The following is a 16,654-nucleotide window of genomic DNA, read 5'->3' on the forward strand; positions in this document are numbered from 1 at the left end:
AGAATAATGACGGTAATACAACATGGGGTGATGATGATGAAGGTGAATTCAGAAAGCTATGATAGACTTGCGTATTGTTTAAAACGTAAACCAATTATAACCTCCTTGGTGAATAAAGAGGAGCTTCCAAGCATTTTGCAGTCTACATCTAATATCGTATTTGTTCTTAAATCTGATATTTTTTCAATTGAGGCAATTGTTGAACAGATTAGAGATGCAGGAAAGCTATCATTTATTCATTTCGATTTAATTGATGGAATTGGTAAAGATAAGATGGGCGTCGCTTATATGGCTGAGAAAATTGGGATTGATGGCATCGTCACAACCAAAAGCTCGATTATTACGGAAGGTAAAAAACATGGTTTGATGACGATCCAGCGTCTATTTGTTTTCGATTCCGTTTCACTAGATAACGGTATTAAAATAACCAAAACATCTCAACCAGATGCGATTGAAGTGCTGCCAGGGATGGTATGTACGAGAATTATGCAGCGAATTCGTGATGAAGTTAATGTGCCTGTCATTGCAGGCGGTTTAATGGTGGATTTAACGGATCTTGAAGCAGCACTTAAAAGTGGTGCAATCGGTATATCCTCTTCGAGTAAGGAACTATGGAAATGGCAGGATGAACATGCATAGCTCATGTGAGCTAATATAAGTGAAAGTTATTGGAGGTCATAACTTATGATTCCTATTGAATTAGCCCCAGAGACGATGGTGTTTAGGTTATTGTTAGCTGCTGTTCTGGGTGGCATTATTGGCTGGGAACGAGAGAGAAAGAATAAACAAGCAGGATTAAAGACACATCTACTCGTTGCCGTTGGTTCAGCATTGATCATGTTGACTTCTATTTATGGGTTTGGCAACGAGCTGCTAGATCATATGAATGCTAGATTTGATCCTGCAAGGTTAGCTGCACAAGTCGTGAGTGGAATTGGATTTTTAGGTGCTGGTGCAATTCTAAGGCGATCCAACAATGTTATTTCAGGCTTGACCACAGCAGCTACATTATGGGTGGTCGCAGCAATTGGCTTGAGTGTGGGGGCAGGGTTTTATTGGCCAGCTGTTGTTACGATCTTAATTATCATATTTATCATTTGGATCATTAACAAATTAGAAAGTAAGTTGATACTTTTTAAAAAATATGGCAGTCTTAAGATCGTTATGTCGAATCGTCCTAAAAGTGTTGAGGTGATCACTGCCTTATTGCAAAAGGAAAAGATGGCTGTTGAACAAATGGCAGTGAGGGAAGAGATGGAATCAGGCAATAATAAGCGCGTATATATGGAATTCCGTATACATACATCCAGGCGCAAAGGAATGCTTGATTTATTTGATCATATTTGGAAGATTGATGGTATTAAAGAAGTGAACATTGACTGGAAAGAATAAGTAAAAAATCTATCATTATTTACTCAATATTCTGCTAGAATAGACTTAATCATTGATTACCGTCTCAGGAATGGAGTGGAGCAAATGACGATTTTTATTAATCTAGCACCTTATATGAATCAAGTAGACAATTCAGTAGAACTACTCAGGCGCTGGAACGGCGGAATCGAACTTATGATGGATGGTCCGAACTGGAGAGAACCCGTCGATTGGGAAGTTGAATTTAGGCGGTTTCAACATTTTCAAGGTCCTATAAGTGTTCATGCACCCATATGGGAATTGAATCTGGCCTCTGCACGTTATGCTTCAATTCGTGAATATTCTTATGAAGTTTATAAAGAATGTCTGGATTGGTGTGCACGCATAGGCGCTGAGCATATGGTACTGCACCCTAATTTGTATTCAACTCCTTTATTTGCACGGCAAGCATCACAAGAGTTTGCAAAGGAGAACTTAAGACGATTAGGTGAGTATGCCGAGCAACTAAATATTGGTTTAGCTGTCGAGAATATGGGCATGGGTGATTATGCGCTATTTAATCAAGAGGAGTTTACAGCATTATTCAAAGAAATTCCTTCTATTGTTGCACTCGTCGATGTTGGACATGCGCATGTGAATGGATGGGATATACCAGCTCTTATTCGCCATCTTGGACCCTCTATTAAAGCTGTACATCTGCACGATAATGACGGGATCAACGATCTACATCAGCCTATTGGTCATGGCACAATTCAATGGGAATCGATCTGGGATGCACTGAATAGCTTAGACCATTCCTATCGTCCGATTCTAGAGTATAGCGAAGGTGTTTCACTTGAGCTTATGCTGGAGCATGGTGCAGAAGTTGAACAGAAGCTTTCAGGGAGAATCTTAGGATAAATGTTCAGCCATAAACAAAAAAACAAGCTGTCTCTTCAGTAGGAATTATCTACTGGTTAGACAGCTTGTTTGCTTATTTACCTACTCAGAAATTTAAGTGGCTCAACACCAAAATCAATGCTTAGGCTTGCGTTAATTCGTGTGTGTAGGCGTAAGCTGTTAACTGTACGCGGTTTTCAAGCTGTAGTTTTTCGAGAATATTCTTCATGTGGTTCTTGACCGTATTCTCAGAGATGAGCAGTTTTTCACCAATTTGCCGATTATTATCACCAACTGCAACGAGCTTGACAATTTCTCGCTCACGAGTTGTTAGTATACTTGCAGCAATACCTGTTTGCACAGAAGATGTTCGATCACGTACAGATTGAAATCGATGGAACATCGAGTCAGCCATCTGTCTAGCAACCTCGGAATTGTCATCAAGCAAAGCATGAAGGTAAGTTAACCATTCATCGGGATCCATATTCTTGAGCAAATAGCCTTGTGCACCGAATTGTAGCGCTGTGAATAGGTCTGCTACATCATCTGATACGGTTAACATGATAATGCGAATCTGGGGATACATTTGTTTTAATTGCCTAGTTGCTTCAAGTCCATTCATTGGTGACATGCGGATATCCATTAATATGAGATCAAGCAGCAGCTGCTTACATTGCTCAATCGCTTCACCGCCGCTGTGAGCTTCGCCAACTACAATGAAGGTATTATCTGATGCAAGTAAGGAACGTACCGCTTTGCGAGCTAAGGGGTGATCATCTACGATCAGTACTCGATAGGGATGTTGATTCACGTGATTTACTTCCTCTCTTCAGAGAACATGTAGAGCTTAGTTCCCTCATTTCCAGATGTTAGCTCCCATTTGGCACCTAATTCTTGTGCACGATTACGCATAAGGGAAATGCCATATTGTCTACTAGACTTCGGTGATGGCTGAATACCAATCCCATTGTCGATGATTGTTAGCTCCCAATTGAGTGTACTTGCTTGAAAGCTAATTGAAGCTTTACTTGCTTTGGAGTGCTTACGTATATTGGTGAATGCCTCTTGGACAATGCCGAATAATTGTGTTTCTTCCGATGTACTAAACTGTCCATCTTCAATCTGAATATTCGGTGTTAGTTCCACAGCAGTGAGCAGTTCCCAATCCCGAAGCCATGTCATTAAGCGATCGGTGAATGATATCGCATCATCTGGCGATGTTCGCAAATTGAATATCGCTTGTCGCAAATTGTTATCAATTTCAGATACAGCTTCTTTGGCTTCCTCAATCTGCCCTTGCTTTAATTTAACATTAAGGAAGAATAGGGTCTGWGCCAAATTATCATGCAATTCTCTCGCCAGTCGTTCGCGCTCCTCATATACTGCACGCCTCGCTTGTTCTTGTACAAGCTCCTGATTGGATCGTTCAAAGCTACTAAACATCCAAGTGCCAATTAAATACGATAGAATCAGAGTTAGTAATGTAATATAGAAATTCCCCGCTTCCATCGATAAATAGTCTAGCATAAATTCGTGACGAATATACTCGAACCCGCCAATTAATAGGGGAGGAAGTAGAATCGTAATTAATTTGAACATACGTAATGACATAGTTATAAAGCTCCATTCTTCTATCAATTAATCAGGATGAGAAAGCACCAAGTACATTTGTGCCTTTGCAGATTATGTACCATAAGTTGATGAGCTTGGCAAGGCTTGCCTAACATTTTGCCAATTTGTCAACTCTGTATGCGAAGTCAGTTACTTTTTTTGCTAGAATAGATAAAGTAAGTTTATTAGTTACTATTAAATTGTTTCATTTAGTTGGAGGTGTACTTAAGTAATGAGCTTGCATCAATTTTCTACGGATATGGGCGTTTCTTTGCTCATACAACTGGCTTCAAGAGGGATATGGTATTTAGCTGTATTAGCGCTTACTGGCTGGTTATTATGGATTAGCTTGTATAAATTAGGTGGAAACTCTCAATCGTCGGTAGCTCAAATATCACTTAATCTACAACGTTTTCATATTTTTGCACTTATTCTGATGATTTTATCACATTTAGAAGAACTACTCGATGGTGGAGGATTAGATGAAATACCAAGTATATTTCTTTCTACAAGTGTAGGAATCGGCTGGCTCATCCTGCTGGCGTTTTCTATCATTGGCCTATTCATTCTACCTCGATTACCTATGCTTAATTATGTTTGGATACTCGGATTGCTGCTAGTTTCTAGTATGTACGGACATTCTGCGACAGGGGATCCGCAATGGTTAACGATGTTCATAGGATTTATACATTTATCTGCATCGGCAATAGTTGTAGGTGGATTGTTTTATGCAATGATGATATGGAAGATTCAACGCGATCAATTGCTACCTTTTGCTCGTAAAATGCTGTTAGGTGTCATTTGTTCTATTATTGTATTAACAATTACCGGTATAATATCAACTCTGTTGTTATTACCTAGTATTTCCTATCTGTTTAGCACACAGTGGGGATGGTTGTTATTAGTTAAGGTAGTTCTAACATTATTTATGATTATACTTTGCATATTGTTGCTTAGAAAATTACGGAATAAGCAACCTGACTCTGTTGTGCAAGGTCTGAAAGTAAGCATTGGCTTTAGCATCGTTATTGTACTGATTGTTGGTTGTATTACGTATATGTCACCAACACCAACGAATAAACCATTGTTTTGGCATGAAATGGGTGAGACTGTCCATATGTCAGCACGGATTACCCCGATGTTTGTAGGACCCAATACATTCCGAGCTAAAATATGGGTTTCGAACGAAGAACAAGCTCCAGAGCTAGTACAAATGCAGCTGCATTGCCTAGATCGCATAGATCAGCCGCCAATCTTAATACCACTTACACCTTATATGGATACGAAGAAAGAAGCAGAGTTTGAAGGCTTTACTGAATACTCCTACAAAACAGAGGATAGGAAGATACCGTATAATGGAAATTGGAGAGTAGAAGTGCATGTGAAGCGAGTAACTGGTGATGAGGTTATTTATCCAAAAGAGTTTAAGCTGAACTGATCATCGTTATCTTGTCATATGAGCTTCAATAAGCTTGCTGGCGAACCATAAAGATGCTGCAAATGAGGCTAATATTAATAATTTAAGCGGACTATGAATGAGAGCCAGGAAATCGTGTCCAACGAATGAAACGATCATGATCATGATCGTTTTTCCTGTTGCAATAGCAATAAAGAAGGGAAGAATCGGTATTTTATTAATCCCTGCAGCAATATTAATGAGAAATGAGGGTCCCATAGGAAAGCAACTAAATAGAAAAATGGAACCAAAAGAGTTCTGCTCGACCCATTCAAGACTCTTATGTACGATCGGATTCACCTTCCATCTATTAATGATAGGGTGATCCGCCATTCGTCGAAAAAATAGGAAAACACAGAATGCCCCACTAACTACCCCAATCCATGAACTAATAAATCCAGGCCAAAACCCATAAGATGCTGAGTTGGCAGCGACAAGTAAGAAGAGGGGTAAGGGTGGAATGAAAGATTCGATAAAGGTTATCAGAATACCTGGAATGGGCCCGAATGATTTGTACTTTTCAAGGAGATATACGAGTGTGTCTTGGGTGAAGAAGGAGCGGATTTCTAACCAATCAGACATTGGGTATTAACCTCCCTAGTTGAGCATTTCAACGATCCATTTGATCCAATAGGCAGATGGAATGAATAATAGCTGAGCAAGAATGGTTCCTACGAAGCGGGATATCATCAGTAATCCGAACATTTTATTAAGAGTTTCAATATCAGCTTTGCCTGTTAATGCGCGGTCAGTTGCAACAGCGACTTGAGGATCTACAAACATAGCGAAAATAATAGTAGCAATTCCGTTAATAAGGCCAGAAGACATGATGGCTGCTGATTGGTTCTCTGGTGTTAATACAGCGGCGTAAAGGGCAGCTAGTACACCGACTGTGTATACCGCAGTGACAATACAGTTCAGCAGAAGAAGGCGTTTAGGTAAACCCCCAATTCGCAAACGTGATAGCATAGCTAGACGAGGTCTACGAATATGATGACTTGCACTTTTAATCCGTTCTACTGTAACGGAATGCTTAATCATTTCTGGTAATGATCCAGCAACTTCCAAATGAGAGATAATTCTTGCTGAGATGAACACCAGAGTGGGAAAGAGTATGAGAGTTAATAGAGTACCAATAGAGGCAGAAATTAAAATAACACGAAACGGTATAATGATATCAGCTATTCTCCCATGGATCGCATCATCAACCATCGTCCCAGTTAGTATGCCTTGTAGAAGGTTAGATGTTCTGGATACAAGGACAATGATTCCAGCCAAAGAAAGTGCGACAGCTAGCTTGCCTACGCGTATACCTGCTAGCCGGATTGCGTAAGAAGCTGTGTCTGTCGCATGAATGATAGCTGTAAGAACACACAGCATGATCACTTGTTGAACCACTCTAGTACTCCTTTCAAAGCTTCCCTTATTGGGAAGCTTTTCCATATACTTCTTTTATTCAACCCACGCCTGAGGATGAGTGCTTGGAGCGTATTTAGCGGCTTTACTATTTGCTTCTACTTGTGCTGGTGATTTACAGCCCGGAATGACAGCAGTCACCGCTGGATGCTTTAAACACCAAGTGAGTGCCCAAGTTGCCATATCCATTCCTGGAGGTACTTCATGCTCATGTATGGATTGCACTTCCTGGAGGCGCTGTTCAACCAGCTCCTGATCATGACGATGACGTACATCGTTGTTCGGAAATACAGTTCCAGGCTTATATTTACCGCTTAGATACCCGCTGGCAAGCGGCACTCGAGCAAGTACACCAAGATCTTGCTCCATACAGCTAGGGAATACTTGTCCTTCAGGGACACGGTCTAGTCGATTGTAAACTACTTGGATCGCTTCTGAGCCTACTTTGGTTGAAGCCGCTGTTTGGTGAAGGTTATCATTCTTGCCAATCGAAGTGCCAAGATGACGTATTTTACCCGCTTGTTTTTGTTTATCAAGCATGGTCCATAAATCATCATTATCGAATACCTCATCTGAACCAGAATGGAACTGGTAAAGGTCGATATAGTCTGTACGTAATGACCTAAGCGACTCCTCAAGCTGCTCTAGTACTTGTTCAGGTGACCATTCTTGTGTACGGTCAAACAGATTGTGAAAGTGATGACCGAATTTAGACGCAATCACAAAATCTTCTCTACGATTTCTTGCTATATAATTACCAACAAGTCGCTCAGCAAGATGATCACCATAGCATTCGGCCGTATCAATTAGATTAATCCCGACTTCCTGTGCACGATCAAGAATCGCATCTGTTTCTTGTTGATTGAAAGCTTGTCCCCACTCTCCACCGAATTGATAAGTACCTACTCCAATGACCGAAACCTTCACCCCGGTTTTACCAAGTCTGCGATATATCATTTACAAACACTCCTTATGTCAATTAATTGTATGCGTAACAGTTTTATTATGGCATATTTATCATATATAATATAGGATAATAATGGATAATTAGAATAGATATTGGAGTGATTATGGATGCGAGTCATTATTAAAATTATCAAAGAATATGGAATAAGCGTAGTTATTGCCATTGGAATTTCATTGTTCCTTAATACATATGTTGCCCAAGCAGTAAAAGTGCCTACAAATTCAATGGATCCTACAATTAAAGTGGATGATCGACTCGTGCTAGAGAAGTTATCCTTACATAATTTAAAGCATGGCGACATTGTTGCGTTCTGGCCTCCACTTCCTAATAATGAGGATCGTTATATCAAGCGGCTAATTGGCTTGCCTGGTGATACGATTGAAGTTAAGGGTGGTTATTTATATCGCAATGGAGATAAAGTAGAAGAGCCATATGTAAAAGAGAAGATTAATTACTCGTTTGGTAAAATAACAGTGCCACAGGATAAGTACTTCTTCCTAGGGGATAATCGTAATGTATCATTTGATTCCCATCTCTGGCCAACACCTTTTGTAGATGCTGATGAGTTGATCGGTAAAGCTTGGATTAGATTATTCCCGTTCGACACCTTTGGATCGCTTAATTAATCCAATTATTTTATTTGTAATAAATTACCTATATTTCATCTATTGCCTTCTGCGTGTAAAAATGATATATTAATTTTTGCCTTCGATAAAGGTCATAGCGAATATCGGGATGTAGCTCAGCTTGGTAGAGCACCTGGTTTGGGACCAGGGGGTCGCATGTTCAAATCGTGTCATCCCGACCATGAGACTTCTTGCAATTCGCCGACTGTTATCTTAACATGCGGGTGTAGTTCAATGGTAGAACTTCAGCCTTCCAAGCTGATAGCGTGGGTTCGATTCCCATCACCCGCTTCATACATACAAAGTAAGCTACCTATTAGGTGGCTTTTTTGTTGTTTGGAGCGGCTGCGGGGAAGTGAGCATAATTATACGTAAGCTGACGGACTCGCGTCCGCTTGGGACTTGAGCAGTTAGCGCCTAAGGGCGCTTCTGGTGAAAGAGATCGGAGTATCCCCATCACCACTTTAATCAAATTAGGGATGGATTGGAATTGTCATTGTCACTTTTCCGCCGCCGGATGGTTTAACATTTTCAAGCGTCAAAGTCCCGCCATGATTTCGTATAATAGATTCAGCAATATAAAGTCCCATACCGTGATGATTGCCACCCCCCCGGCTTTGGTTACCCATGTAGAATTGTTTTGTAGCTTCCTTTGAATCTGTAGGCGAAAAGCCGCATCCGCTGTCCGTAACGGTGAAACAAACGTTGTTCTGCATACTTCGGACAAGAAGAGTAATGCTGCCATTCGGCGGCGTATGTTCTGCCGCATTTGTTATTACATTTAAAACCGCTCGTAAAAACAAGTTCCTATCAATCATGATAAACTCCGGAAACTTCTCTTTTTGAATGAAAACTTGCAGGCTCTTTTGAGATGCAAGCGCCCTCATCTGTTCTTCCAGCTCCGTAAGCAGCTTGTCTGTTTCTACTCTGGTTACTTCTTGTATAATTCTGCTCTGCAATTTAGACAAGTCGATTAATTCCTTTGTGTATTTCTCAATCCGCGCCGCGTTCTTTAGGATATATTCATTATATTCTCTCTGTGCGTCGTCCTGTGCAGTGTCGTATAATAGTTCTGCATTGCCGCGAATGATCGTAAGCGGTGTTTTGATGTCGTGGGCAAGGGCAGAAATTTGCTCCCGGCGGGACTGCTCCATCTCCCACTGTTGCTTCAGAGAGGCTTTTAGCTCCTCTTTCATTCGCTCGAGTGAAGCCAATACATCATCAATTTCACGGATTCCGCAAGGCTGGATTGTGAATTCAAGATCCTGGTTCTGTATTTTTGTCGTTGCTTCCTGCAATCCTGTCATCTCCTGCGCAAGTTTCTTTACGAAACGAGAAGTCAGTACGGCAGCCTGAATCAAAAAGCTCAATATGAATACAAGAATTCCTAAAATTTGAGGGTTAGGTAAGTAGTTTCTTAAAAACGAGGAATTAAATTGCGGTACTAAGGAATATCGCAATATGCAGACCTGGTTTTCTCGTTGAATCACAAAATAAGAATGGGGGATATTAGATTTTTCACCATCCTGTATGCTCATCCATGCATGGTTTGCGTCTTCAACGGTTAGGTTTCCAGATACAAAATTCCCTCCCGAGGAAAACACAGCATATTTTACAGTGTCAGGAATCATGTCGGGCGTCACTTCAGCGCTGGAAGCGATACTTTCCTTGACTGCTGCAATTTGATTTTCAGCATAGTTAGCCGGCAAAATTGCACCGTAAGAAAGCCCCAAAGAAAACAATCCTATCAGCAGAGCTAGAAGCACGAGCGTTCCGATACAGAATAGAAATAAGTATTGTAAGAAAAAAGTACGGAGCCGTATTGTTTTGTGTCGTTTCATGATTTCCATTTATATCCTATCCCCCAAACCGTACCTATCGAATCAACTTCGAATATATGCAGTTTTGCGCGGATGTTTTTAATGTGTTCGGTAATAGCGGTGCTGTCGCTTTCTCCATCGAACCCAAAAACAGATTCATAAATCTTTTCCTTAGAGAACACTTGACCTCGGTTTCGGGCAAGAAATTCACAGATTTGATACTCGCTTTTGGTAAGCGGTATTCTCTTGTCATCCACGAGCATTTCTTTGCCGGACAGATTGAATTGAACGCCATCCACACAAAGCATATTGCGTCTTTCCCTGGTTTCCCGCCTTAGATGAGCATTCACACGCGCGCGCAGTTCGCCAGTACCAAAGGGCTTCAGGATATAATCATCCGCTCCCAGTCCCAGCCCGTACATAATATCGTCCTCTAGTGTTTTTGCCGTCAAAAACAGAATAGGGCAGTCGACAGCCTTTCGTATTCTCCGGCAGAGGGTAAAGCCATCTACACCCGGCATCATAATGTCCAGAAGGATCAGTTCAAATACACCAAGGTCGATTTTCTCTACTTCCTCCGGATCGGATATGGTCGTTACCAAATGCTTGTCTTTTGTGAGTGTGTTTTTGATGAGTGCCAGAATATCCAGCTCATCATCCACAGCTAGTATTTTTGCCATCCGCGTTTCTCTCTCTCGCAAGAAATTAAATAGGTTTCCCCATTATATTAAACTTCATGGGCTGTGTCGAAAGCATTTCCTACTATTCCTCTGATTTTCTTCCTTCCCAGCGCCAAAACCATACACATGCTAGTATGAAGGCTAACAGAGCAGCAAATATACAAATCCAAGTACCTGTACGCAGCTCGGATACAAATGCCGGCATAATTCTGGAGCCGGAAGCATGCGTTGTCCATAGGGATACAAAACGTACGCCCCATCCACAAGGAATAAACGGCCATATTCCGTCGCCCAATCCGGTTAGGAGCAGGGCGGATAACAAGCTTTCCACGATTCCAAGACCGATAGAAGCGCCTTTCCCAAAACGCAAGCTGACAAATAAATGCAGAACATACAGAAATAAATTACTTCCAAACAGAATACTTGCACCAATCAGGTAGAATCTGATTCCCAATGTATCCTGATGCAAAATTTCGCTGAATCCCCAGCCAAAAGCACCTGACGCAAAGAAGATGGCACCAAAGCCGAATAACAACAGTAAAAATAATTTACTTATGAACGCCAGAATCTTTGCCGTGGAAGCTGTAAGCATCCCCTGAAAATTTCCCGTTGCTGATTCCTGCTCCGCCGCCATTGAGCAGACAAGCCCAATCAATGTAGGAAATGCAATTGCCAGCACCTGTAGGTACCCGGAAGCTTTCTCAATTGGATTCCACGGAGAGAAAGAATAGTAGGCCAAAAACAGTCCCGCTCCGACAGCTGGAACCAGTAGGTGAATCAGCAACAACGATGTTCGTTTCGTTTTAAGTAGATCAGCCCTTAATAACCGAAACAATCCCAATCCTGTCATCTTATTTCGCCTCCTGCCTTTGAAACCATATAGTGGTAACAAGAGAAAGTACACCAAACCATGCAAGGGAAATCAAAACGCCAGGCAAAATGACCCCGGAATCCAGAAGCAAACTGTCTGCTTCAACAGGGAGCCCATTGGGCAGGATATTCAGAACAGGACACATCAACCGAATCGGAATCGAGTATGGCATCATCCACCATGATGTTTTATCGGCGAACAGAATGCCACATACAACATTACCGGCAAGATTCAGCAGTATCGTAACAAACATTCCGCACTTCCCGCTGAGATAAAGGCAAAGCGGAATTTGCCACAGGAAAGTCGTAAAAATCAACAAGCTGCCCGCGATGCTATTTAGGAGAGGGATGGATTGTCCGAGAAGCCGCCCTCCAGCCGTCACTCCTATAAAGAAAATCACGCAGGAAGCCAGAAGCAATCCGGCGCAGGCAAGGATTTTGCTTACCCAAATTTTCTTGAGGTCGAGCGGCATAGCGAGCACACTACGATACTTCATCCTTGCATCCTTTTGCATAACCAGTGAACAGAAAATGATGAGTGCGCCGGGTAGAAGTGTGGTATACCACCAGTTATAAGCTCCAATTTGAAATACACTTCCCGCCCCCAGAACAAAGCAAAGCAGCAGGGTTACAACCGGTGCAATCCAAACCAGCTTTGGTGCAAAGGTACGTTTCCACTTCAATCTTTCAGCCAGTATACAGTTAATCAGGTTAATCATCTTATTGATCCGCCTTTCGGTTGGCAGCAGCCACCTGCATAAACAGCGCCTCCAAATCCTTACCATTAGGAGCTGTCCCCTGATAACCCAGCACCCCACCGGCGATAATCCCAATTTCGTCTACTACCTGCTCCACTTCGGAAAGAATATGACTGGACAAAATCACCGTGATCCCCTGTTCAGGAAAGGAACGGATTAATTCCCGAAGTTCTTGAATGCCAATCGGATCAAGTCCATTAGTCGGTTCGTCAAGGATCAGAAGTTTGGGGCGGTTTAGTAATGCGATAGCAATACCCAGACGCTGTTTCATTCCCATAGAAAACTGTCCTGCGCGTTTTTTACCGGTATTGGTCAAATCAACCAACGCAAGCACTTCATCAATACGCGAGGGAGATATTCCAAGCGTTATGGTATGTACCTTCAAATTTTCTCGCGCGGTCAAGTTTTCATAAAGGGGCGGTGACTCGATCAGTACACCGATGTCCGTCAAATCTTTTCGGCTCCATTCATGTTCATTAAAAATGATTTTTCCAGAATTCGGTCGCAACATCCCCGCAATCATTTTGAGCGTTGTTGATTTTCCGGCGCCATTTGGCCCAAGCAGACCATAGACAGAGTTTCGCGGTACAGATAAGGATATATTGTCCACCGCTTTTTGATTTTTAAAGCTCTTACAAAGGTTTTGTGTTTGTAAAATCATTTGCTGCATAATTATCATCCTTTCTATGTGAATAGAATAAAGGACAATTATCAGGATTTTATAAGGAGTTAAAGTAGCAGAAAATAATAGAAACCCGGCAGTCACTTAGTAGCGCTGCCGGGTTTCATTGTTTTTTGTTGTGATCCTATGTTACTCAAAACCTTTTACAATCATGGAAAATCAGTTGTTCCTCGTCATGCAAGCTTGTCGTTTGCACAATTCGCTCGCTTATTATTACTGGATGAGCTTCCGAGTATATGGACTGTTAAGCTTGTACGCTTTCGGGTGCCCCAGCAATCTATGAAGTAGACTCTAAATATCTAAATGCCTTATAAATTTAGAGAGTTCTTGTTCATGATTGACACCAAAGCAATCTTTGTTTTGGTACTTAAAAGATTTGACTACATCTCCTATATGCATTCTGATTTTCTTCTTGTCTTGTGCTACCGACGAATTATTAATCGCCGAAAAAGGTATATAATCGATCCTCTCATCCTCATATCTCGTAATTGATTGTGTGTAAGGGTTCGATGAAGACGGGATAAAAAACATTCCGCTGTCGTTGTAAGCAACTACCCAAATATGCTGTGGTTGTATTGCGTCCTGAAGCAAATTAATGACATCCAATTCAGCACTTTGCATATCCGGAAGCTGTTCACGCACATAGTTCCTCATAACATCCTGAGCCACACCGGCAGAGCGACTCACCTTTTTATTCTGTAACACCATCACAATTACCGCAACAATCACCAGTGCTGCTGGTATAGCCAATAATCTTAAATCCATAGTAAATTTCCCCTTTTTTCGATTTATTTTATCGTAATGGATATTTTGACCAAGGACTGTCATCATCCTCAATCAACTCTTTTGCAATTTCCATAATCCCGTGCAGCATCACATTGGATCCGCCCCACATGCATCTCCCAATGATATAGCCATCAGCAAGCTCTTTCCAGTTAAAATAGGTGTTCTGACATTCTTTATAGGCTTTACGAATATAATTCCAAGCTTCTTCTTCTGAGAGATATGCCGTTTCATAACAGCAACGTGCAATCAGAACCAATCGCCCCATATCCCAGCCGACAATAGATTGTGTGCTCAAGTCTGCTCTTTGTTTGATAAACTTATTTTTAACCAGATCTTCGATTGTTCCATTTAGATTTTGTATATATTTGTATGTTCTTACCTTTTCATCTTCTTCCAAAATCGTCTCATCAATGGTTGTGGATTGACCTGAAACTAATTGTTTGATGGCCTCAAAATAGACTCTATGTCCCCTGCTACTCAGCCATTCCAAAGTCCTTAATGCAGTATCTCTATCAACAATGTCGTAATAATCAGCAAGATTTCGTCTTATTTCATTTTTGTCAGACCCGGTATGCAAACTATCACAAAAGTACATAGTCTGTTCTGCATTGATTGCTCCGACATTCAAAGCAGCATACTGTTCTACGGTTAAAACAGCAGCATTGGGGTTCTTTCGATACTTTTTATTGCTCAGTGCACCCATTAATTTTTTAAAAAAACCCATGTTTTCATCCTCGTTTCGTTCATAAAATATAAATACTCTCACATAATGAAATTACTTGAAACTAATAGACTCGATTAATTTATTTGTTTCTGCTTTGGACTCATCATCTACGTAAGTGATAATCAAGTTCAATGCATATCCATTCGTGAGCGTGGAGAAGAATTTTTGTGAAATACTCACACCTTTTCCTGTCAAGTTAGCTTCCAGAACGTCAAAATCTTTGCCGCCTACTTTAACAGAAGCAATCTCCTTGAACTCATAAGGAAGTTGGGATGCTATAAGATTATCAGGAAAAAAATATTTTTCTAGCTATATTTTTGTATAGTATGAATTTTCTAAAAATAATATAATCGAGCTGCTTTTAATACAGCTTCTGTGCTGGATTGAACGCCTAATTTGTCGAAAATGATTTTTTTGTGGTGATTGACTGTGCACTCCTTAATTTCTAATGTTAGTGCAATGGACTTTACTGTATGGCCATGTGCAATAAGCTTCAGCACGTGCAACTGACGGTCTGTTAACTTAATAGAACACTGCTCATCTGTTTGTTTCGTGATCTTGTTGTGGTAACCGCTCAGTATATGTTCTGGAAGAAGTTTAGCAATGGCGATTAATTCTGTTTTCATGTCCTCATTAACGGTGGACACATCCAAAAAACCGATGTTCTTGTTGCCGATGGTAAGCGGAGTCGAGAAGCAATGCCAAGTGTGGAAAAAGGCATTTTCATGCTGTTCAGGGCGCAGATAGATCGGACCGCTACAGGACATCGCTTCCGAGATGGCGTTGACACCGCAGCTTTTCTCTGAGAAACACATGCCCAGTCGTATTGGAGACCGCCTCACTGTGCTTTCAAGATTTTTACTGTAGTTCATTGTCAGCAGAACGCCGTGTGCATCAGTCAGCATAAATACGAACGAGCCTGTCAGGTATTCTTTGATGTCCGAGATGCACTTGGCAAATATAGAAATTAACGTTTGGTTATGCTCGCAGATGATGTCAAATTGAGATTGAGACACGAACAGAGCAGGCGAAGATACGCATGTTTTTGAACTTGTTTCATATCTCTGCGTTCGCACAGCCTGTATCTGAATCATAGGTGGTGATCCTCCTTATTTCCTCTCCTTGCTATAAAAAAGTCCATCTAATCATTATCAGCTTATTGGAGTGAGTTATAAATAAGCCAAATGTACTATTTATTATTTATTAATTCATAATTTTCGTAATTGTTGTAATTACTTAATTAAAAACTTAAAATTGACATGCGAAGATCTATAAATCACCTTTTGTTCAACCGACGACTTAGTTTCAGGGAGGAACCTTAAGTGGGATATGAGTGGCTGGATTGGGCGAAGCAAATTCAAAGCATTGCTCAGATTGGTTTAACCTATAGCAAGGATGTTTATGATCTTGAACGCTTTGAACAGCTGCGTAAGCTGAGTATGGAAATTATGGCTCGTTATACAGAGACTGAGCTGCACAAGCTGCCGAATTTATTTGCAGGCGAAAGTGGTTACGCGACACCGAAGGTTGATATACGTGCCGTCATCCTAAAGGATGGGCAAATTTTACTCGTCCAAGAAAAAGCAGATGGTGCATGGTCACTGCCTGGTGGCTGGGCGGATATTGGACTAACCCCTTCGGAGGTTGTTGTGAAGGAAGTACGTGAAGAAGCGGGAGTTGATGTTCGTTTCGTTAAGCTGCTCGCAGTTCTAGATACGAAGATGCATAATCACCCGCCATCTCCATACCATGTATACAAGATGTTTCTTCACTGCGAATTGCTACAGGACCAAGAGATTCAGGAATATGAAAGTGTGGAAACGAGTGGAATTCGTTTTTATGATATCAATAATCTACCTAAACTGTCGCTAGAAAGAAATACGGAAGCACAAGTGAGAATGATGGTTGAGCTTATCCATAATAACCAAGCGCAAGTCATCTGTGATTAGGTAATCCTATGCTGACGGATCCTGAATGTCAAAAATATCCTCGGTTTAAGAAGTCGGAT

At 41.2% G+C, this 16,654-nt stretch carries 19 protein-coding genes and 2 tRNA genes; 8 read left to right on the forward strand and 13 right to left on the reverse strand.

Annotated elements, in window-relative coordinates:
• Positions 1-6 precede the first annotated feature (6 nt).
• The 3 genes from AC1DOK_RS08960 (at position 7) to AC1DOK_RS08970 (ending at position 2,271) form a co-directional block, all read left to right on the forward strand.
• A complete protein-coding gene (locus AC1DOK_RS08960; protein ID WP_477553911.1) occupies positions 7-639 on the forward strand; it encodes a glycerol-3-phosphate responsive antiterminator in 633 nt (210 codons plus the stop codon).
• Between the two features lie 45 nt (positions 640-684).
• On the forward strand, positions 685-1,392 hold the full coding sequence (locus AC1DOK_RS08965) for an MgtC/SapB family protein (RefSeq protein ID WP_477553912.1): 708 nt from the start codon (positions 685-687) through the stop codon (positions 1,390-1,392).
• Positions 1,393-1,476: 84 nt separating this feature from the next.
• Entirely contained in the window at positions 1,477-2,271 is a 795-nt protein-coding gene (locus AC1DOK_RS08970; RefSeq protein WP_477553913.1) for a sugar phosphate isomerase/epimerase family protein, read from the forward strand.
• 121 nt (positions 2,272-2,392) lie between these two features.
• Here the strand turns inward: AC1DOK_RS08970 and AC1DOK_RS08975 are convergent, their stop codons facing one another.
• A complete protein-coding gene (locus AC1DOK_RS08975) occupies positions 2,393-3,061 on the reverse strand; it encodes a response regulator (RefSeq protein WP_477553914.1) in 669 nt (222 codons plus the stop codon).
• A gap of 5 nt (positions 3,062-3,066) precedes the next feature.
• Positions 3,067-3,861: a sensor histidine kinase gene (locus tag AC1DOK_RS08980; RefSeq protein ID WP_477553915.1), complete on the reverse strand. Its 795-nt coding sequence runs from the start codon at positions 3,859-3,861 to the stop codon at positions 3,067-3,069.
• Positions 3,862-4,093: 232 nt separating this feature from the next.
• Between AC1DOK_RS08980 and AC1DOK_RS08985 the strand changes: the two genes are divergently transcribed.
• Positions 4,094-5,299, forward strand: a complete 1,206-nt coding sequence (locus AC1DOK_RS08985; protein ID WP_477553916.1) for a copper resistance D family protein — start codon at positions 4,094-4,096, stop codon at positions 5,297-5,299.
• Positions 5,300-5,305: 6 nt separating this feature from the next.
• Here AC1DOK_RS08985 and AC1DOK_RS08990 read toward each other — a convergent pair whose 3' ends face one another.
• The 3 genes from AC1DOK_RS08990 to AC1DOK_RS09000 are packed head-to-tail and all read right to left on the reverse strand — an operon-like array spanning position 5,306 to position 7,690.
• The gene (locus tag AC1DOK_RS08990) at positions 5,306-5,899 is read right to left on the reverse strand and encodes a TVP38/TMEM64 family protein (protein WP_477553917.1); all 594 of its coding nucleotides are present in this window, start codon (positions 5,897-5,899) and stop codon (positions 5,306-5,308) included.
• A gap of 15 nt (positions 5,900-5,914) precedes the next feature.
• Positions 5,915-6,715 (reverse strand): lipid II flippase Amj family protein, encoded by an 801-nt coding sequence (locus AC1DOK_RS08995; RefSeq protein ID WP_477553918.1) that lies wholly within the window; start codon positions 6,713-6,715, stop codon positions 5,915-5,917.
• Positions 6,716-6,769: 54 nt separating this feature from the next.
• On the reverse strand, positions 6,770-7,690 hold the full coding sequence (locus AC1DOK_RS09000) for an aldo/keto reductase (protein ID WP_477553919.1): 921 nt from the start codon (positions 7,688-7,690) through the stop codon (positions 6,770-6,772).
• A 117-nt stretch (positions 7,691-7,807) separates the two neighbouring features.
• Between AC1DOK_RS09000 and lepB the strand changes: the two genes are divergently transcribed.
• The 3 genes from lepB to AC1DOK_RS09015 all read left to right on the forward strand — a co-directional run bounded on the left by lepB (position 7,808) and on the right by AC1DOK_RS09015 (position 8,617).
• Positions 7,808-8,326, forward strand: a complete 519-nt coding sequence (gene lepB / locus AC1DOK_RS09005) for a signal peptidase I (RefSeq protein ID WP_477553920.1) — start codon at positions 7,808-7,810, stop codon at positions 8,324-8,326.
• 105 nt (positions 8,327-8,431) lie between these two features.
• A tRNA-Pro gene (locus AC1DOK_RS09010) sits at positions 8,432-8,508 on the forward strand.
• A gap of 38 nt (positions 8,509-8,546) precedes the next feature.
• Positions 8,547-8,617 (forward strand) — tRNA-Gly (locus AC1DOK_RS09015).
• 182 nt (positions 8,618-8,799) lie between these two features.
• On the opposite strand, the gene AC1DOK_RS09020 is transcribed toward AC1DOK_RS09015, so the two are convergent.
• The 8 genes from AC1DOK_RS09020 to AC1DOK_RS09055 form a co-directional block, all read right to left on the reverse strand.
• On the reverse strand, positions 8,800-10,176 hold the full coding sequence (locus tag AC1DOK_RS09020; protein WP_477553921.1) for a sensor histidine kinase: 1,377 nt from the start codon (positions 10,174-10,176) through the stop codon (positions 8,800-8,802).
• Positions 10,164-10,826, reverse strand: coding sequence for a response regulator transcription factor (locus AC1DOK_RS09025; RefSeq protein ID WP_477553922.1), 663 nt, complete (start codon positions 10,824-10,826; stop codon positions 10,164-10,166). The genes AC1DOK_RS09020 and AC1DOK_RS09025 overlap by 13 nt, the downstream gene beginning before the upstream one ends.
• Before the next feature lie 82 nt (positions 10,827-10,908).
• Entirely contained in the window at positions 10,909-11,676 is a 768-nt protein-coding gene (locus AC1DOK_RS09030; protein ID WP_477553923.1) for a lantibiotic immunity ABC transporter MutG family permease subunit, read from the reverse strand.
• 1 nt (position 11,677) lies between these two features.
• Positions 11,678-12,415: a lantibiotic immunity ABC transporter MutE/EpiE family permease subunit gene (locus AC1DOK_RS09035; protein ID WP_477553924.1), complete on the reverse strand. Its 738-nt coding sequence runs from the start codon at positions 12,413-12,415 to the stop codon at positions 11,678-11,680.
• Position 12,416: 1 nt separating this feature from the next.
• Positions 12,417-13,124: a lantibiotic protection ABC transporter ATP-binding protein gene (locus tag AC1DOK_RS09040; protein WP_477553925.1), complete on the reverse strand. Its 708-nt coding sequence runs from the start codon at positions 13,122-13,124 to the stop codon at positions 12,417-12,419.
• A 303-nt stretch (positions 13,125-13,427) separates the two neighbouring features.
• Positions 13,428-13,901: a hypothetical protein gene (locus AC1DOK_RS09045; protein WP_477553926.1), complete on the reverse strand. Its 474-nt coding sequence runs from the start codon at positions 13,899-13,901 to the stop codon at positions 13,428-13,430.
• A 28-nt stretch (positions 13,902-13,929) separates the two neighbouring features.
• Positions 13,930-14,646, reverse strand: coding sequence for a DUF1266 domain-containing protein (locus tag AC1DOK_RS09050; protein ID WP_477553927.1), 717 nt, complete (start codon positions 14,644-14,646; stop codon positions 13,930-13,932).
• Positions 14,647-14,981: 335 nt separating this feature from the next.
• The gene (locus tag AC1DOK_RS09055; protein ID WP_477553928.1) at positions 14,982-15,740 is read right to left on the reverse strand and encodes a helix-turn-helix transcriptional regulator; all 759 of its coding nucleotides are present in this window, start codon (positions 15,738-15,740) and stop codon (positions 14,982-14,984) included.
• Positions 15,741-15,968: 228 nt separating this feature from the next.
• Here AC1DOK_RS09055 and AC1DOK_RS09060 point away from each other — a divergent pair, with 228 nt between their 5' ends.
• On the forward strand, positions 15,969-16,595 hold the full coding sequence (locus tag AC1DOK_RS09060; protein WP_477553929.1) for an NUDIX hydrolase: 627 nt from the start codon (positions 15,969-15,971) through the stop codon (positions 16,593-16,595).
• The last annotated feature ends 59 nt before the right edge of the window (positions 16,596-16,654 follow it).

Source organism: Paenibacillus sp. P5_B5, from assembly GCF_056400365.1.

Excerpts from the sequence above, each read along its gene's own strand:
- AC1DOK_RS08970 (WP_477553913.1), top strand. The coding sequence starts at position 1,477 with ATGACGATTTTTATTAATCTAGCACCTTATATGAATCAAGTAGACAAT.
- AC1DOK_RS09020 (WP_477553921.1), bottom strand. The coding sequence starts at position 10,176 with ATGGAAATCATGAAACGACACAAAACAATACGGCTCCGTACTTTTTTC.
- lepB (WP_477553920.1), top strand. The coding sequence starts at position 7,808 with ATGCGAGTCATTATTAAAATTATCAAAGAATATGGAATAAGCGTAGTT.
- AC1DOK_RS08965 (WP_477553912.1), top strand. The coding sequence starts at position 685 with ATGATTCCTATTGAATTAGCCCCAGAGACGATGGTGTTTAGGTTATTG.
- AC1DOK_RS08985 (WP_477553916.1), top strand. The coding sequence starts at position 4,094 with ATGAGCTTGCATCAATTTTCTACGGATATGGGCGTTTCTTTGCTCATA.
- AC1DOK_RS09030 (WP_477553923.1), bottom strand. The coding sequence starts at position 11,676 with ATGACAGGATTGGGATTGTTTCGGTTATTAAGGGCTGATCTACTTAAA.
- AC1DOK_RS09050 (WP_477553927.1), bottom strand. The coding sequence starts at position 14,646 with ATGGGTTTTTTTAAAAAATTAATGGGTGCACTGAGCAATAAAAAGTAT.
- AC1DOK_RS09000 (WP_477553919.1), bottom strand. The coding sequence starts at position 7,690 with ATGATATATCGCAGACTTGGTAAAACCGGGGTGAAGGTTTCGGTCATT.
- AC1DOK_RS09025 (WP_477553922.1), bottom strand. The coding sequence starts at position 10,826 with ATGGCAAAAATACTAGCTGTGGATGATGAGCTGGATATTCTGGCACTC.
- AC1DOK_RS09055 (WP_477553928.1), bottom strand. The coding sequence starts at position 15,740 with ATGATTCAGATACAGGCTGTGCGAACGCAGAGATATGAAACAAGTTCA.
- AC1DOK_RS08960 (WP_477553911.1), top strand. The coding sequence starts at position 7 with ATGACGGTAATACAACATGGGGTGATGATGATGAAGGTGAATTCAGAA.
- AC1DOK_RS09040 (WP_477553925.1), bottom strand. The coding sequence starts at position 13,124 with ATGCAGCAAATGATTTTACAAACACAAAACCTTTGTAAGAGCTTTAAA.
- AC1DOK_RS09045 (WP_477553926.1), bottom strand. The coding sequence starts at position 13,901 with ATGGATTTAAGATTATTGGCTATACCAGCAGCACTGGTGATTGTTGCG.
- AC1DOK_RS08990 (WP_477553917.1), bottom strand. The coding sequence starts at position 5,899 with ATGTCTGATTGGTTAGAAATCCGCTCCTTCTTCACCCAAGACACACTC.
- AC1DOK_RS09035 (WP_477553924.1), bottom strand. The coding sequence starts at position 12,415 with ATGATTAACCTGATTAACTGTATACTGGCTGAAAGATTGAAGTGGAAA.